Source organism: Nocardia sp. CA-151230 (assembly GCF_050942175.1).
Classification (GTDB): Bacteria; Actinomycetota; Actinomycetes; order Mycobacteriales; family Mycobacteriaceae; genus Nocardia.
The window spans coordinates 7,954,782-7,969,375 of record NZ_CP192061.1 but is presented as its reverse complement, the minus strand read 5'-3'; the positions used below and the strand labels follow the sequence as shown (position 1 = coordinate 7,969,375).

The following is a 14,594-nucleotide window of genomic DNA, read 5'->3' as shown; positions in this document are numbered from 1 at the left end:
ATTACTGATCCCCCTCACCGCCACGAACCCCCAAGCTCGGTCGGCGATCCTCGACGGTAGCCGTTCCTATGCTCACAGGGGTTGCCATGGATCGGAGGCGTTTTCTGAAGCACGCCGCGCAGCTGGGTGGTGCGGCCGGAGCCATGTCGATGCTCCCGCCGAGCCTGGTGCAGGCCTGGGCCGAACCGGCCCCGCCCGGCGGCTGGGACCGGATCGAACACGTGGTCATCCTCATGCAGGAGAACCGCTCCTTCGACCACTACTACGGCTCCATGGCCGGAGTGCGCGGCTACGCCGATCTCAACGCGCTACAGCTGTCCACCGGACGCTCGGTTTTCCACCAGCCCGACGGCGGCCGGGTGGTGCTGCCGTACCCCACCACGCTGGAGAACATCGACGGCACCGATCACGGAACCCGCACCGGCCATGACGCTTTCGCCTTCGGCCGGCACGACGGCTGGATCCCCGCCAAGGGCGAGGGCACCATGGTCGGCTACGACCGCGACAGCCTGGGCTTCTACTACCAGCTCGCCGAGGCGTTCACCCTGTGCGACGGCTACCACTGCTCGATGAACGGGCCCACCGACCCCAATCGCATGTACCTGTTCACCGGCACCGTGGAAAATCCGCTGGCTCTGGACAATTTCGCGGAGTCCTTGCAGGTCTCGCTGTTCGCCGACGATCTGAAACTGCGCTGGATGCGCAGCCTGCCGGTCGCCGGGATCGTGGACGCCGTGCTGGGGATGGTGCACGGACTGACCAGCGCCCTCCCGCACTCGGTCGCCGAATCGCTGGCCGGGCTGGTGGCGCCGCGGACCGGCAATCTGTTCCTCTACGACACGCTGCTCGGCCCCGACGCCGGGCGCTACGTCAACGACATCATCTTCGGCCTGCCCTGGACCACCTACGCCGAACGACTCCAGGAGCGCGGCATCGGCTGGCGCGTCTACCAGGAGTGGGACAACTACACCGACAACGCGCTCGACTTCTTCCTGCCCTTTCGTGAGGCCGCACGGGCCGCGTTGAAGTACACCAACGGCGGCCGCGGGGTCGCCTTCGAGAACTTCTTCCGCTATTACACGGACCTGCAACGGGATCCGAGCCTCGAACCCGCCTACGCCGCCGACCTGAAGCGGGGCCTGGACGAGCTGTCGGCGGGGCAGCGGGCGCTGGTGGAGCAGGGGTTGCTGCGGGCACGCACCGGCACGCTGGTGGAATCCTTCCGCACCGACGTGGCGACCGGACGGCTGCCCACGGTGTCCTGGATCGTCGCGCCCTATGTCGACTGCGAGCATCCGGTCATGGGCCCGCGCAATGGGCAGGCCATGGTGCGCGGGGTGCTGGAGGCACTCGCCGAACACCCGGACGTCTGGAACAAGACGGTATTCATCCTCAACTACGACGAGAACGACGGGTATTTCGACCATGTCCCGCCGCCGGCGCCGCCGGAGGGCGCGGCCGGTGAATACTTCGGCCGCCACAATGTCGGCCTGGGCGCGCGGACACCCGCGATCATCGTGTCGCCGTGGAGCAAACAGGCCGTCTGCTCCGAATTGTTCGACCACACCTCGGTGCTGAGGTTCTTGGAGCGGGTCACCGGTGTCGCCGAACCGAATATCAGCCCGTGGCGGCGGGAGGTGTGCGGCGACCTGTCCTCGCTGTTCGACTTCGGCGCGCGCCGCACCCTCATCCTGCCCACCGCCGCCCCGCGCGCCGAGCAGACGATGTCCGGTGTCTCGCAACCGCTTCCGTTCGTGCAGCGCCTGCCGAAGCAGCAGAGCGGCAGCAAGGTGCGGGTACCGCTGCCGTACCGGATGCAGGCCCGGTGCGCGCCCAACGGACAGGGTGGGATCACCCTCACCATCGACAACGGCGGCAGCGGCACCGTGCACTGCCGGGTGCATCCGAACGCCTTCGCCACGGACTTCACGCCGGCCCGCTTCGACATCCCCGGCGGCGGCGCTGTCGCACAAGACTTTCCGACGGCGAACGGTCGCTACGACTATTCGGTATACGGCCCCGACGGCTTCCAGCGCCGCTTCGCCGGCGACCTCGCCGGTCCGTGCGGCACGCTGCGGGTCACCGCCACCGCGGCCACCTCCGGCAGACGCAAGCTCTCCTGGGTATTCGAAAATGGTGGGAAGCAACCGGTTTCGGTCGCGGTGGTCTCCAATGCCTACCGTCACGACAGGCCCTGGATCATCGATATCGCAGCGGGTGGGACCGAACGGCGCGACCTGGCCTGTGACGCCGCCTCCGAGGGCGCGGGCTGGTACGACTTTTCGGTGACCGCCGCCGCTGATGCCGGATTCTGGTGCCGGGCACGCGGATTCGTGGAAACCGGGGCGGCGGGCAGGACCGCGGACGACGCCGCGCCCTTCGACCGGTTGCTGCTGGACCGGTCCCTCTACGAGCCCGGTCGGGACCTGGTCGTCAGCTACGGCCTCGCGGGCGCGGTGGCCGGGCACCGGCTCGTGGTCTACGCCGATCCCGGTGGCCTGGCCGCCGCGGTGCCCGCCACGCCTGCGCTGCGCACCCTCGCGCTGGGGAACGGGGTGACGCGGGATCAGGTGGTCCTGCCGGTCACCGCACAGCCGGGCGCGGCCGATGCCGGGGTCGCTCCGGTAGCGGGCTTGCGGCAGGTCGGCGCGGCCGCGGTCCCGGCCGATGCGGCCCTGCGGTCCGGTCCGCTGCCGACGGGCTCCTACCTGCTGCATCACCTGGATGATGCGGGCCGGGCGCTGGCCCATCCCGTGCGCTTCCGGGTGCTCTGATCCCGACTGGCTGGTACATCGGGACAGTTATGCCATAGGTTCTAGACATATAGTGAGTTTTGTCTTACCGTCGGTTCATGAGTTCAACGGCGTCTCATGCGGTGCGATTCGAACTGCGCTCCGGCGAAACCTGGCGCGACCCGTATCCCATGTATTCCCAGCTGCGCGACCACGATCCGGTCCACCGGGCCGTCCCGGAGGGCCGCGAATCCGACGACTTCTACGTCCTGTCCCGGCACGCGGACGTGTACGCGGCCGCGCGCGACCCCGAGACCTTCTCCTCGGCCTCGGGCCTGACCGTCGACTACGTCGACCTGCTGGCCGCCGGCTTCGGCGCCGCCAAGCCGTTCGTCTTCATGGACCCGCCCGACCACACCGACTTCCGCCGCCGGGTATCACCGGGATTCACACCCCGGCAGGTCAATTCGGTCGAACCCGAGGTGCGCGCCTTCGTCGTCGAGCGCATCGCCTGGCTGCGGGCGGCGGGCTCCGGCGATATCGTCAAGGACCTGTTCAAGCCCCTGCCCACCATGGTGGTGGCGCACTATCTCGGTGTGCCGGAACAGGATCGGGGCAAGTTCGACGCGTGGACCGAGAACATCGTCGGTGGTGCGGTCGAGGGTGCGGGGCTGGCCGCGGGCGACCAGAACGCCTTCACCGCGGTCGGTGAAATGGTCGGCTACTTCAGCGAGCTCATCGAACGGCGGCGTAAGGAACCCGGCGACGACACCATCTCGCACCTGCTGGCCTCCGGGCTCGGCGCGGACGGTGACAACGAGGGCCTGCTGGCCATGCTCGGCTTCGCCTTCACCATGATCACCGGCGGCAATGACACCACCACCGGAAACCTCGGCGGCGCGGTGCAACTGCTCACCGCCTTCCCCGAGCAGCGCCGCCTGCTGGTGGAGAAGCCGGCGCTCATTCCCGACGCCGTCGAGGAATTCCTTCGCATGACCTCCCCGGTCCAGGGCCTGGCTCGGACTGCCACCCGCGATGTGGAGTTGCACGGCGTCACCATCCCCGCGGGCCGCCGCGTGCTGCTGCTCTACGGGTCGGCCAACCGCGACGAACGCGAATTCGGGCCCACCGCCGCCGAACTCGACGTGCGCCGCAACCCCAAGCGCATCATGACCTTCAGCCACGGCCACCACCACTGCCTGGGCGCGGCCGCCGCCCGCATGGTGGCACGCGTCGCCCTGGAGGAACTGCTGGCCCGCTGCCCCGACTTCACCGTCGATCTCGATACCGTGCAGTGGGCGCACGGCAACTACGTGCGCTGGCCGATCTCGGTCCCGTTCCGGGCGACGGCCTGACCGACCCCGGGCCGGCCACCGCGCAAGGTCGGCCCGGTCGCACCGCCCGCGCACCACGCGGGCAGAGTGTGGACGAGTGGGGCCGGTGGCGGCTGCCCCGCCGCCGGAACCGCGAGCACCGAAGGGACATCCATGAGCCGAGACTGGCTGGCCGACGACCGCGCCGACCTGGCCGCCGAGCGCATCCTCGATGCCGCCGCGCGCCTGTTCGCCGAGCGTGGCGTCACCGCGGTCGGCATGGGCGATATCGCCAAGGCGGCCGGATGCTCCCGCGCGACCCTCTACCGGTACTTCGAGAACCGGCAGGCCGTCCGCCTGGCCTTCGTGCACCGCGCCACCCGTCGCATTGCCGGGGGCGTGTTCGAGCAGGTCGCCACGATCGAGGATCCGGGCGAGAAGGTGGTCACCGCCATGCTCCGCGCGATCCACGCGGTCCGGGCCGACCCCATGCTCATCGCCTGGTTCCGCCCCGGTGAATCCGGCGCGGCCGGGCGCATCAGTCAGGACTCCGACGTCATCGAATCCATTGCGGCGGGCCTGTTCACGCCCACCGCCCTCACCGATCCCGAACGCAGCCGCCTGGCCCGCTGGCTGACCCGCATCATCGTCTCCTTCCTCGCCGCCCCCGGCCGCGACGACGCGGAGGAGCGCGCCATGCTGGAGGAGTTCGTGGTGCCGGTCGTCAGCCGGGCTTTCGTGTGATCCGCGGGGTGTCGGCCGAACGGCCCGGGCACCCGGCGTTCGATAGGCTGCCTGCTCATGTCCGCTCCACGTTCGCTGGCCGAAGTCCGCACGCGCATCGACGTTCTCGACGGTGACCTGATCCGGCTGCTGGCCGAGCGACAGGAGTTGGTGCGTGCGGCCGCCACCTTCAAATCCGACGAGCAAGCGGTGCGCGCACCCGATCGCGTGGAGCGGGTCGTGACCCTCGCCCGCGAGCGTGCCGACGCGGCCGGGCTGGCGCCCGCCGTCGCGGAAGCGGTGTGGCGGGCCATGATCGGAGCCTTCATCGGCCTCGAGCTGGACGAGCACGCCGCCCGGCGCTGAACGTGCCGGACCGGGCGGGTGTCGGATCGATCAGCGGCTTGCCCGGTGGCCGACATGGTGGCCGTAGAGGCGGTCGGACAGCGCGGAGGCGAGGTCGGTCACGGCTTCCCGTGCCACACGCATGGGCATGGCGTGGAAGACGTGCCAGAGATCGCGGTACTCGCGGTGCCGCAGGGGCGCAGCCGATTTCGCCGCAAGGGCGGCAAAGCGGCGGGCGTCCCCGGCCAGCAGGTCGTCGCCCGCCGAATGCATGACGATGGGCGGCAGGCCGGTGATGTCGCGGTAGAGCGGGGATCGGGCGCGGCGTTCGTCCTCGGGGACACCCGGCAGGTAGGCGTCCATGAACTGCGCCATGAGCGGCGGGTTCAGCAGCGGCTCCCGGCTCGGATCGCACTGGAAGGCCGAGGAATTCGCGGTCAGGTCCAGCACCGGGCAGATGAGCCCGAGGATCGCGGGTTGCGGCCAGTGCTTCTCGCGCAGCCGCAGGGCCAGGTCCAATGCCAGGCCGCCGCCGGCCGAATCACCGACCACCGCAATACGTTCGGCGGGGATGCCCGCTGCGAGCAGGGCTCGATAGGCGGCGACGGTGTCGTCGACGGCGGCCGGGTACGGGTGCTCGGGGGCCAGTCGGTAATCCAGGGCGTGCACGGTCGTCCCCATGGCCGCCGCCAGCGCGCCGGTGAGGGTGCGGACCATGCGCGGCATGCCGATCACATAGCCGCTGCCGTGCAGGTACAGCACCGCGGCATCGGCGGGCGCCGAACGGGGAGTGAGGGTTTCGACCGGTATGCCGCCGAGTCGACTGGTCTCGACGGCGATACCGCGGGGCGCCCGGGCGAAAGTGGTGCCCGCGCCGACCCGGGCGCGGACCCGGGACCAGTCGGGGGCGGGGCCGAACCACCAGCGGCCCACCAGGCGGGAGAGCAAGCGCCAGAACGCTGTTTCCACGATGTCACTTCCGGCTCTCGACGCGCTGATTCAGGTCGTAGTCGACCGGATCCGGTGCGCTGCGGATCAGCTTCTCGTAGCGACCCGGGGTCCAGGGCCACAGCTCGGGCAGCCCGTCCTTGCCGAGGTACCAGCTGGTGCAGCCGGTGGTCCACACCGTGCTCGGGGCGGCGGCACGCATCCGCGCGTTGTAGCGGTCGGTGGCGGCGCGGGTGGGGGCGACGGTCGCGAATTCACCTGCCTGCCAACGCCGCAGCCAGCCGACGATGCGGGCGGACTGCGCCTCGGCGACCGCTGTCAGCGGATGATTGGCGAAGGGACTGTGCGGGCCGACGAGCATGAACAGATTCGGGAAGTCCGGCATCATGACGCCTTCGAAGGCGCGCGGGCCCTGCTCCCACGCCTGATCCAGGGTGCGGCCGTCCAGCCCGGTGATCGCCATCGGGCGCATGAAGGCGTGCGAGTCGAATCCTGTCGCCAGGACCAGGATGTCGAGCTCGTGCAGGCGGCCGTCGGTGGTCACCACGCCGCGCTTCTCGATGTGGTCGATGCCCTCGGTCACCAGCGTGACATCGGGGCGCTGCACAGCCTGGTAGAAGCGGTCGGACACCACCAGCCGTTTGCACATGGCCTGATAGTCGGGCGTCAGCTTGCGCCGCAGTTCAGGATCCTTGACCGACCGTAGGTTTTGCTCCACCACCCACTGGATGAACCGGCGCACCCGGCCGGGATGCACCAGGCCCTGCGAGAACACGGCGAAGGCCGCGCGGTTGAACCAGTAGGGGAGTGCGCCCAGCGCGGGGATCAGCGAGTAGAGCCGCTTCGACACCCGCGTGTACGACCGGTTCACCGTCGGCAGGATCCACTGTGGAGTGCGCTGGAACAGCACGACTTCCGGCACCGTGCCCGCGAGCGCGCTCACCAGCTGGGTGCCGGTGGAGCCGGTGCCGATCACCCCCACCCGCTTGCCGGTCAGCTCGACATCGTGCCGCCAGCGCGCGGAATGCATGACCGGGCCGCCGAATTCGTCCAGGCCGGGGATGTCCGGGCGGCTCGGGTGGTGCAGGAAGCCCGTTGCGCACAGCACGAAGTCGACGCGCTGGGTCACGCCGTCGGAGGTGGTGAGCTGCCAGCCGTCGCCGTCGAACACCGCGCCCGTCACTTCGGTCCCGAAGCGGGTGCGCCGGTGCAGCCCGTGTTCGCGCGCCACCCCGACCAGGTAGTCCTTGATCTCCGGCCCGGCCGAATACAGGTGTGACCATTCGGGATTCATGGCGAACCGGAATTGGTAGTACCGCGAGGGCACATCGCACACCAGGCCCGGATAGCTGTTGTCGCGCCACGTGCCGCCGTACTCGTCGGCCTTCTCGTAGAGGGTGAAGTCGGTGAAACCGGCCCGCTGCAGAGCCACGGCCATGCAGATCCCGGAGATTCCGGCGCCCACGATGGCTATCCGCGGTGTGTTCATGGGACGCGAGCCTAGACAGCTGTCCGACATGGTGGGAAGACTTTCGGGTAAATCAGTAGACATTCCGTCATTCGCTAGACACAGTGTAAAGTCACTGCTACCGTGTGCGCCAGATCACAAGTTCGAGGCAAGGAAGCACGATGCGCGCACTCCAGTGGACCGGCCCGGAAAAGGTGCAGATCAACGACATCCCGGTCCCGGACATCGGACCCACCGACCTGCTGGTGAAGGTCGGTGCCGCGGGCGTCTGCCACTCCGACCTGACCCTGGTCAACTTCCCGATCCAGCTGCGCGAGGATCCGCTCACCCTCGGCCACGAGATCGCCGGCACCATCGAGGCCATCGGCTCGGACGTGAACGGGCGCGAGATCGGCGAACGCGGCGTCGTCTACCTGTTCTGGACCTGCGGCGTCTGCCGGGAGTGCGTGAGCGGCAACGAGAACGTCTGTCTCGCGGCGGGTCGCGTCGCCATGCCGCCCTGCCCCGGACTCACCATCGAGGGCGGCATGTCCGAGTACGTGCGGATTCCGGCGAGCTCGTTCGTGCCCATCGGCGATCTGGACTTCCTGCAGGCCGCGCCGGTCGCCGACGCCGCCCTCACCGCCTACCACGCCATTCGCGGCGCGCGCGAAGCACTCCGGCCCGGCGGCACCGCGGTCGCCATCGGCATCGGCGGGCTCGGGCACGTGGCGGTGCAGATCCTGCACGCCATCTCCGGCGTGCGGGTGATCGCCGTGGACCAGGCGCAGGAGAAGCTGGACCTGGCCGCCGACTGCGGTGCGGAACTCGGCATCCTCTCCGGCGGCGACACTGCCCAGCAGATCCTCGACCTCACCGGCGGGCGCGGCGCGGACGCCGTCTTCGACTTCGTCGGCGTGGACTCCACCGCCAAGCTGGCCTGCGAGACCGTCGCCCCCAACGGCGCCTACCGCATGGTCGGAATCGGCGGCGGCGCACCGGAAATCACCGCCGGACCGGCCGGCGGCCCCGGCTGGCCGTGGGGCGCGACCGTGCGGAAATCGCTGGGCGGCACCCGCAGCGACCTGCACGCGTGCGTGGCCCTCGCCCAGGCGGGCAAGCTGCACATGGAGGTCGAGCGCTTCGACCTCGCCGAGGGGCCGGAAGCCTTCCGCCGCCTGGACGCGGGCCAGATCCGGGGGCGCGCGGTCCTGGTGCCGTGACCGACTCTCGAATCAGCCCGAGACAGGCTGGACGAATCAGCCTGCGGCGGGCTCTATCTCGCCGAGGAACTTCGCGACGCGCGCCGCGATCTCGTCCGGGAACTCGCCGTTGATGGCGTGCGAGGCCTCCGGCCACACCTCGAATCGACCGCCGGGCACCAGCTTTCGCGCCTTGTCCGCCCGCTTGCGGAAATTGTGCACGATGCTGCGCCCGGCGAAGATCCCGAGGAACGGCATGGCCAATGCCGAAAGCTGATCCTTGGCAGGCTGATTCGTCATCGGCCCCCGTCGTCTCACGGAAGTACCCGACCCGCTCGCCCTTGAACTTCGGCCCCACGCTGCTCTCGGGAAACTCGACCATGTTTTCCGGGCTGATCTCCGAGCCACCTGCGGCGACGAGGTGACCCTCGCGAAATCCGCCGTCCGAATCTCATTGCAACCCCGCGATGCGGCGTTCCAGCCAGCGGCGGGATTCGGCGTCGCGGGCGTGGGCGAGGACCTTGCGGCGGGCGGCGGGGGAGAGCGCGGATAGTAGGCGGGCCAGGCGTTTTCGGGTATCCCAGCTGAGCAGGTAGCGGACCGCGCCGGCGATGGCGGCGTCGCCGGCCAGGTCGACGGCGCGGGCGAAATCGGTGCGGTTCTCCAGATCCAGGAACTGGGCCGGAATGCGTTCGTGCGGCGGGTGACCCGAATGGGCGCCGGTGCCCGCGGCGTACCAGGCACACAGGCGCAGGATTCGATCCACCGCATCCGGGTACGCCGCCGACAGCAGGGCACGGATCTCTGCCACCTGGTGTCCGGTCAGGCCGCCGCCGGAGGTGGACGTATCGAGAAAGATGTCGGTGTAGGGCATGAGTGGTGCGGGGATCTCGGCCGCCCACAGCCGGGCGGTGCGGTCGAGTTCGGCCTGGCGCTGCTCGGCCACGCGGTATTCGCGCAGGGGAACGGCGACGCCGCGCACGGCAAGCCATTCCAGCGAGCGGACGCCGTCGGCCAGCAGCGCGTCCTGGGGCCAGCCGGCCCAGCGGATCGAATAGCCGTGATGCAGGGTCACCGTGGTGAGCGGACGCTCGTCGGTGTCGAAGAAGTCCAGCACTACATCGCCCCAGCACATGCACACGAAACCGGGCAGGTCGGCAATGCGCAGGGCGTCGCGCAGCGCTCGCACGGCAATCGGGTCCCGCTCCTCCAGCAGGGTCGGCGCGTCCCCGGGCATCTCCCTGACCCGGACGCCGTGCGCATGCGCCAGCACCCGATCCAGCGCGGCCGGATCGCCGCCCGCGGACGTTCCCCCGAAAGCCATACCGAAACACTAATCCGACCCACCGGTCCCAGGCGTGGTGTTACGGCGGCACGCGGGTGCCTTCTCGGTGACCAGCCTGTTGCTGAACTGGTACGTACCAGCTGGTGATACGGTGCCGTGTGACGCCGACAACTCGCCCGATGGCGACCGACCGGTGAGAACTGCATTGTTGCCGAGAAGCCAGATTTAGGAGAGACAGTGGCGATATCGGACTCCTCGCGAGACGCTGCCGGTCCCCCTGCCCAACGCACCACCGGACTGTTCCGCACCAAGAGTGTCGAACAGTCGATCCGGGACACCGACGATCCCGATGCCAAACTTCGCAAGGACCTGACCTCGTGGGACCTCACGGTCTTCGGCGTCGCGGTCGTGGTCGGCGCCGGTATCTTCACCCTCACCGCGCGTACCGCGGGCAACATGGCCGGACCCGCGGTCTCGCTGGCCTTCGTCTTCGCGGCCGTCGCCTGCGGCCTGGCCGCACTCTGCTACGCCGAATTCGCCTCGACCGTCCCCGTCGCGGGCAGCGCGTACACCTTCTCCTACGCCACCTTCGGTGAGCTGATCGCCTGGATCATCGGCTGGGACCTCATCCTGGAATTCGCGCTCGGCACCTCGGTGGTCGCCAAGGGCTGGTCGCAGTACCTGGGCACGGTCATGGGCGGGCATCAGCCCATCTGGCACTTCGGCTCGGTCAAGTTCGACTGGGGCGCGGTCGTTCTGATCGCCGCGCTCGGCGTGCTGCTCGCCCTCGGCACCAAGCTGTCCTCGCGGGTCTCCGCGGTCGCGGTCGCCATCAAGCTGGCCGTCATCGCGCTGGTGGTCGTGGTCGGCGCCACCTACTTCAAGGTCTCGAACCTGAAGCCCTTCATCCCCGCATCGGTCCCCAACGCGGACTCCGGCAGCGCGAGCACGCTGCAGCAGACCCTGTTCCAGCTGGTCACCGGCGGCGGCAACAGTCACTACGGCTGGTACGGCCTGCTGGCCGCGGCCTCCATCGTGTTCTTCGCCTTCATCGGCTTCGACGTGGTCGCCACCGCCGCCGAGGAGACCAAGGACCCGCAGCGCAATGTGCCGCGCGGCATCCTGGGCTCGCTGGCCATCGTGACCGTGCTGTACGTGGTGGTCTCGCTGGTGCTCACCGGCATGGTGTCCTACAAGGACCTGCAGGGCAACGACGCCACCCTCGCGACGGCCTTCGCCCTGCACGGCGTCACCTGGGCCAAGAACATCATCTCCGTCGGCGCGCTGGCCGGTCTGACCACGGTCGTCATGGTGCTGTTCCTGGGCCAGACCCGCGTGCTGTTCGCCATGTCCCGCGACGGGCTGATGCCGCGCCGGCTCGCGCACACCGGGCCCAAGGGCACGCCGGTGCGGATCACCGCCATCGTCGGCGTCATCTGCGCGACGCTGGCCGGGTTCGTGGACTTCGGCACCCTGGAGGAAATGGTCAATATCGGCACGCTCTTCGCGTTCGTGCTGGTGTCCATCGGCGTGGTCGTGCTGCGCCGCAGCCGGCCGGATCTGAAGCGGGGCTTCCGGGTGCCGCTGGTGCCGCTCATCCCGATCCTGTCGGTCATCGCCTGCGCCTGGCTCATGTTCAACCTGTCGGTGGAGACCTGGCTGCGGTTCGTCATCTGGATGGCGCTGGGCCTGGTCGTGTACTTCGCCTACGGCCGACGGCACTCGGTGATGGCCCGCGCGGAGGCGAAAACCGGTAGCTGATCGGGTGCTCGAGTTTGGTGCTGGTGGTGTGTCTTTCGTACGCGACCTCGCGGAATGCGGTTCAATTGCTCTGAATATTGAGAGTTGTGCCACAAGTTCGGCCCATCAGCACCGTCTCAGCATCCCGAGAGGAACCGATCGTGAGCATGCTCCTCGCTGTGCATGACGCCTACACCACGGTTGTCGCGCAGATCGGCAACCCGACCCCGGAGACCCCACCCGTAGCGGACAAGCTGATGAAGCTGGTCCGCTACTTCACCTGGTTCACCATGCTGTCCGGCGTCACCGCCATCACCTACGGCGGTGGCCGGTTCGCCTGGGAGAAGTGGAGCGGCGGCGGCCTCGAATCACCGAAGATGATCGCCGGAGCGATGATCGGCGGCGCCACCGCCACCAGCGCCGGCACCATCATGAACACCGTAATCGGCAATTGAACCAACTCGCGTAGCTCGCGGCCGTATTTCCCGAGGCCGTGGGCTTCGCCCCCCGAACCCCTGGGGAGACCGAGGCTTGCGGGTACGCCGGATACCGGCGCACCCGTTGGCTTCTCGCTGCTAGCCCTGGCCCAGCATGGAGTTCATCTGGGTGATTTCCTGCTGCTGCGCGGTCACGATGGACTGCGCCAGCGCCTTCGATTCGCCGTTGGTGCCCTGTGCCAGTTCGGTATTCGCCATGGTGATCGCGCCCTGATGGTGCTCGATCATCATCTGCATCCAGAGCTTGTCGAAGTCGGGGCCGGACAGGCCCTCCAGCTTGGTCATCTGGTCCTTCGACATGATGCCGGGCATGTCGTGACCCATGTCGCCGCTCGGCGCGGGCTTGCCGAAACTCTGCAGCAGCGTGGTGATCTGCTGCATCTCCGGCGACTGCGCCTGCTCCACGGCCTTGGCCAGGGTGATCAGCTGCTGGTGCTTCGAGCGGGTGGGCACCAGCTTCGCCATCTCCACGGCCTGCGCGTGATGCGGGTACATCATCTGCAGGAACGTGACATCGGCGGCGTTGAAGTCGCTGCGGGTGGCCGCTGGCGCCGAGGTGCCGGTCGCGCCGTGATCCATGCCGGGCATGCTGCCGTGATCCATGGCCGTGGTGGTGGAGGACGGCGCGGCCTTCGAGGTGTCATTGTCATTGCTGCTACAGCCGGCGGCGATCAGGGCGGTGGCCGCGGTGGCGGCGATCAGGGCGAGCTTGATACGGGTGCTGAACATGGTCGAACTCCTTGGTGGGTGCTGGCGAATCGGGAAACGAGCAGGCGAAAACCCGCGTCCGCGTGGGGGATACGCGGCGCGGCGGCCCATCAGATCCGCAGGATCGCCAGTTCGGCCAGGGAGAGCACCGTCCAGGGTGGTGGACGGGCGTGATACGCGCGCGGGCGGCGCGGTGTCGAGGTGGCCGCGTCGCCCCGGCCGATGCCGACCCAGGCCAGTAAGGCCAGGCCCAGTCCGAGCAGCAGCGCGGCGAGCACGAACAGGCAGCCGTGCATTCCGGCGTGGCCGTTGCCGCAATCACCGCCGCAGCCGGGCATGGACATGTCGTGGTTCTCGCCCGCGGCCATTGCGATCGGGGCGATACCCGCCATGGGCAGAACGGCGTCGTGCCGGTGCTCGGTCATGACGGTCGCCGCGCTCCCGGCGTGGTCGCCGGTCATGCGGTCGTGGCTCATGCCGAGGACGAGCGCGTGCATGGCCACCAGCCCCGCCAGCAGGGCGAGCAGCCCGAAGGCCCGGAAGAACCGGGTGCCCAGGGGCTGCTGTTCGATCACGGCGGCCATTCTACGGACCGGTCGTCGCCCCGGGCCGGATACCCCCTGTCGGTATCGGTACGGGACGCGCCCGCCTCGCCACCGCGAGGATCGGCGAGGTGGGCGGTAGCCTGACGGCCGTGTCACAGCGCGAACTGGTCATTCTGGGGACGGCCAGCCAAGTACCGACCAAACAGCGCAATCACAATGGCTACCTGCTGCGGTGGGATCGCGAGGGGTTGCTGTTCGATCCGGGGGAGGGCACCCAGCGACAGATGAGCTTCGCCGGTGTGGCCGCCAGCGGGATCACCCGCATCTGCATCACCCACTTCCACGGGGACCACTGCTTCGGCCTGCCGGGTGTGCTGGGCCGTATCAGCTTGGACGGGGCGCTGCATCCGGTGGATGTCTACTTCCCGGCGTCCGGCGAGGTGTTCTACGAACGGCTCATCGATTCCTCGGCGCACAACCGCCAGGTGGAGCTGCACCCGCATCCGATCACCGACGCCGGTGAACTGCCGCCGCCGGGAGCCGATTTCACCCTGCGCGCCGCGCGGCTGTCCCACCCGGTCGAATCGTTCGGCTATCGCCTCGACGAGCCGGACAGCCTGCGCTTCATTCCCGAGCGGCTGCGCGAACTGGGATTGTCCGGGCCGGTCGTGGGTGAATTGCAGCGGCGCGGTGAAGTCGAGATCGGCGGGCGCACGGTCACTCTCGACGAGGTGAGCGAGGCGCGACCGGGACAGAGTTTTGCGTTCGTCATGGACACCCGGCTCTGCGACGGCGTCCACGACCTGGCCCGGGCCGTGGACATGCTCGTCATCGAGTCCACCTTCATCGATGCCGATGAGCACCTGGCGGTCGAATACGGTCATCTCACGGCCGGGCAGGCGGCGCAGGTAGCGGCGCGGGCGGGGGTCCGCACCCTGGTGCTGACCCACTACTCGCAGCGCTACCGCACCCTGGACCAGCATTTGGCCGATGCCCGTGCCCATTTCGACGGGGAGATCGTGGTGGCCGAGGATCTGATGCGCATTCCGGTTCCGCCGCGCCGCTGACATCGGAGCAGAAGGCCATAATGGTTCGCGGCCCGTCTCGTT

The 14,594-nt window shown here is 68.9% G+C and carries 14 protein-coding genes; 8 read left to right on the top strand and 6 right to left on the bottom strand.

Going from position 1 to position 14,594, the window contains the following annotated elements:
* Window positions 1–86: 86 nt before the first annotated feature.
* The 4 genes from ACQP1O_RS37465 to ACQP1O_RS37450 all read left to right on the top strand — a co-directional run bounded on the left by ACQP1O_RS37465 (window position 87) and on the right by ACQP1O_RS37450 (window position 5,134).
* Window positions 87–2,774, top strand: a complete 2,688-nt coding sequence (locus ACQP1O_RS37465) for an alkaline phosphatase family protein (RefSeq protein WP_433563044.1) — start codon at window positions 87–89, stop codon at window positions 2,772–2,774.
* Window positions 2,775–2,851: 77 nt separating this feature from the next.
* Window positions 2,852–4,087 carry a cytochrome P450 gene (locus tag ACQP1O_RS37460; RefSeq protein ID WP_433563043.1) on the top strand — a complete coding sequence of 412 codons (1,236 nt, stop codon included), beginning with the start codon at window positions 2,852–2,854 and terminating at the stop codon, window positions 4,085–4,087.
* Between the two features lie 132 nt (window positions 4,088–4,219).
* A complete protein-coding gene (locus tag ACQP1O_RS37455) occupies window positions 4,220–4,789 on the top strand; it encodes a TetR/AcrR family transcriptional regulator (RefSeq protein ID WP_433563042.1) in 570 nt (189 codons plus the stop codon).
* Window positions 4,790–4,846: 57 nt separating this feature from the next.
* Window positions 4,847–5,134, top strand: coding sequence for a chorismate mutase (locus ACQP1O_RS37450; protein WP_433563041.1), 288 nt, complete (start codon window positions 4,847–4,849; stop codon window positions 5,132–5,134).
* Between the two features lie 30 nt (window positions 5,135–5,164).
* On the opposite strand, the gene ACQP1O_RS37445 is transcribed toward ACQP1O_RS37450, so the two are convergent.
* Both ACQP1O_RS37445 and ACQP1O_RS37440 read right to left on the bottom strand, forming a co-directional pair.
* Window positions 5,165–6,082 (bottom strand): alpha/beta hydrolase, encoded by a 918-nt coding sequence (locus ACQP1O_RS37445; protein ID WP_433563040.1) that lies wholly within the window; start codon window positions 6,080–6,082, stop codon window positions 5,165–5,167.
* Window positions 6,083–6,086: 4 nt separating this feature from the next.
* Window positions 6,087–7,550: a flavin-containing monooxygenase gene (locus tag ACQP1O_RS37440; RefSeq protein WP_433563039.1), complete on the bottom strand. Its 1,464-nt coding sequence runs from the start codon at window positions 7,548–7,550 to the stop codon at window positions 6,087–6,089.
* 140 nt (window positions 7,551–7,690) lie between these two features.
* Between ACQP1O_RS37440 and ACQP1O_RS37435 the strand changes: the two genes are divergently transcribed.
* Window positions 7,691–8,731 (top strand): NAD(P)-dependent alcohol dehydrogenase, encoded by a 1,041-nt coding sequence (locus tag ACQP1O_RS37435; RefSeq protein ID WP_364620797.1) that lies wholly within the window; start codon window positions 7,691–7,693, stop codon window positions 8,729–8,731.
* Between the two features lie 36 nt (window positions 8,732–8,767).
* Here the strand turns inward: ACQP1O_RS37435 and ACQP1O_RS37430 are convergent, their stop codons facing one another.
* Both ACQP1O_RS37430 and ACQP1O_RS37425 read right to left on the bottom strand, forming a co-directional pair.
* On the bottom strand, window positions 8,768–9,010 hold the full coding sequence (locus ACQP1O_RS37430) for an alpha/beta fold hydrolase (protein WP_433563038.1): 243 nt from the start codon (window positions 9,008–9,010) through the stop codon (window positions 8,768–8,770).
* A 151-nt stretch (window positions 9,011–9,161) separates the two neighbouring features.
* Window positions 9,162–10,034, bottom strand: a complete 873-nt coding sequence (locus ACQP1O_RS37425; RefSeq protein WP_433563037.1) for a hypothetical protein — start codon at window positions 10,032–10,034, stop codon at window positions 9,162–9,164.
* A 204-nt stretch (window positions 10,035–10,238) separates the two neighbouring features.
* On the opposite strand from ACQP1O_RS37425, the gene ACQP1O_RS37420 reads away from it, so the two are divergent.
* Together ACQP1O_RS37420 and ACQP1O_RS37415 are read left to right on the top strand one after the other, a co-directional pair.
* Window positions 10,239–11,756 (top strand): APC family permease, encoded by a 1,518-nt coding sequence (locus ACQP1O_RS37420; protein WP_433567923.1) that lies wholly within the window; start codon window positions 10,239–10,241, stop codon window positions 11,754–11,756.
* A gap of 146 nt (window positions 11,757–11,902) precedes the next feature.
* Window positions 11,903–12,190: a hypothetical protein gene (locus ACQP1O_RS37415; RefSeq protein WP_354834057.1), complete on the top strand. Its 288-nt coding sequence runs from the start codon at window positions 11,903–11,905 to the stop codon at window positions 12,188–12,190.
* A 120-nt stretch (window positions 12,191–12,310) separates the two neighbouring features.
* Here ACQP1O_RS37415 and ACQP1O_RS37410 read toward each other — a convergent pair whose 3' ends face one another.
* Together ACQP1O_RS37410 and ACQP1O_RS37405 are read right to left on the bottom strand one after the other, a co-directional pair.
* Window positions 12,311–12,961: a DUF305 domain-containing protein gene (locus tag ACQP1O_RS37410; RefSeq protein WP_433563036.1), complete on the bottom strand. Its 651-nt coding sequence runs from the start codon at window positions 12,959–12,961 to the stop codon at window positions 12,311–12,313.
* A gap of 89 nt (window positions 12,962–13,050) precedes the next feature.
* Complete coding sequence (locus ACQP1O_RS37405) at window positions 13,051–13,515, bottom strand: DUF6153 family protein (RefSeq protein WP_433563035.1); 465 nt, start codon at window positions 13,513–13,515, stop codon at window positions 13,051–13,053.
* Between the two features lie 119 nt (window positions 13,516–13,634).
* Here ACQP1O_RS37405 and ACQP1O_RS37400 point away from each other — a divergent pair, with 119 nt between their 5' ends.
* Window positions 13,635–14,552: a ribonuclease Z gene (locus ACQP1O_RS37400; RefSeq protein ID WP_433563034.1), complete on the top strand. Its 918-nt coding sequence runs from the start codon at window positions 13,635–13,637 to the stop codon at window positions 14,550–14,552.
* Window positions 14,553–14,594: the final 42 nt, after the last annotated feature.

Excerpts from the sequence above, each read along its gene's own strand:
- ACQP1O_RS37465 (WP_433563044.1), top strand. The coding sequence starts at position 87 with ATGGATCGGAGGCGTTTTCTGAAGCACGCCGCGCAGCTGGGTGGTGCG.
- ACQP1O_RS37460 (WP_433563043.1), top strand. The coding sequence starts at position 2,852 with ATGAGTTCAACGGCGTCTCATGCGGTGCGATTCGAACTGCGCTCCGGC.
- ACQP1O_RS37455 (WP_433563042.1), top strand. The coding sequence starts at position 4,220 with ATGAGCCGAGACTGGCTGGCCGACGACCGCGCCGACCTGGCCGCCGAG.
- ACQP1O_RS37450 (WP_433563041.1), top strand. The coding sequence starts at position 4,847 with ATGTCCGCTCCACGTTCGCTGGCCGAAGTCCGCACGCGCATCGACGTT.
- ACQP1O_RS37440 (WP_433563039.1), bottom strand. The coding sequence starts at position 7,550 with ATGAACACACCGCGGATAGCCATCGTGGGCGCCGGAATCTCCGGGATC.
- ACQP1O_RS37435 (WP_364620797.1), top strand. The coding sequence starts at position 7,691 with ATGCGCGCACTCCAGTGGACCGGCCCGGAAAAGGTGCAGATCAACGAC.
- ACQP1O_RS37430 (WP_433563038.1), bottom strand. The coding sequence starts at position 9,010 with ATGACGAATCAGCCTGCCAAGGATCAGCTTTCGGCATTGGCCATGCCG.
- ACQP1O_RS37425 (WP_433563037.1), bottom strand. The coding sequence starts at position 10,034 with ATGGCTTTCGGGGGAACGTCCGCGGGCGGCGATCCGGCCGCGCTGGAT.
- ACQP1O_RS37415 (WP_354834057.1), top strand. The coding sequence starts at position 11,903 with ATGCTCCTCGCTGTGCATGACGCCTACACCACGGTTGTCGCGCAGATC.
- ACQP1O_RS37410 (WP_433563036.1), bottom strand. The coding sequence starts at position 12,961 with ATGTTCAGCACCCGTATCAAGCTCGCCCTGATCGCCGCCACCGCGGCC.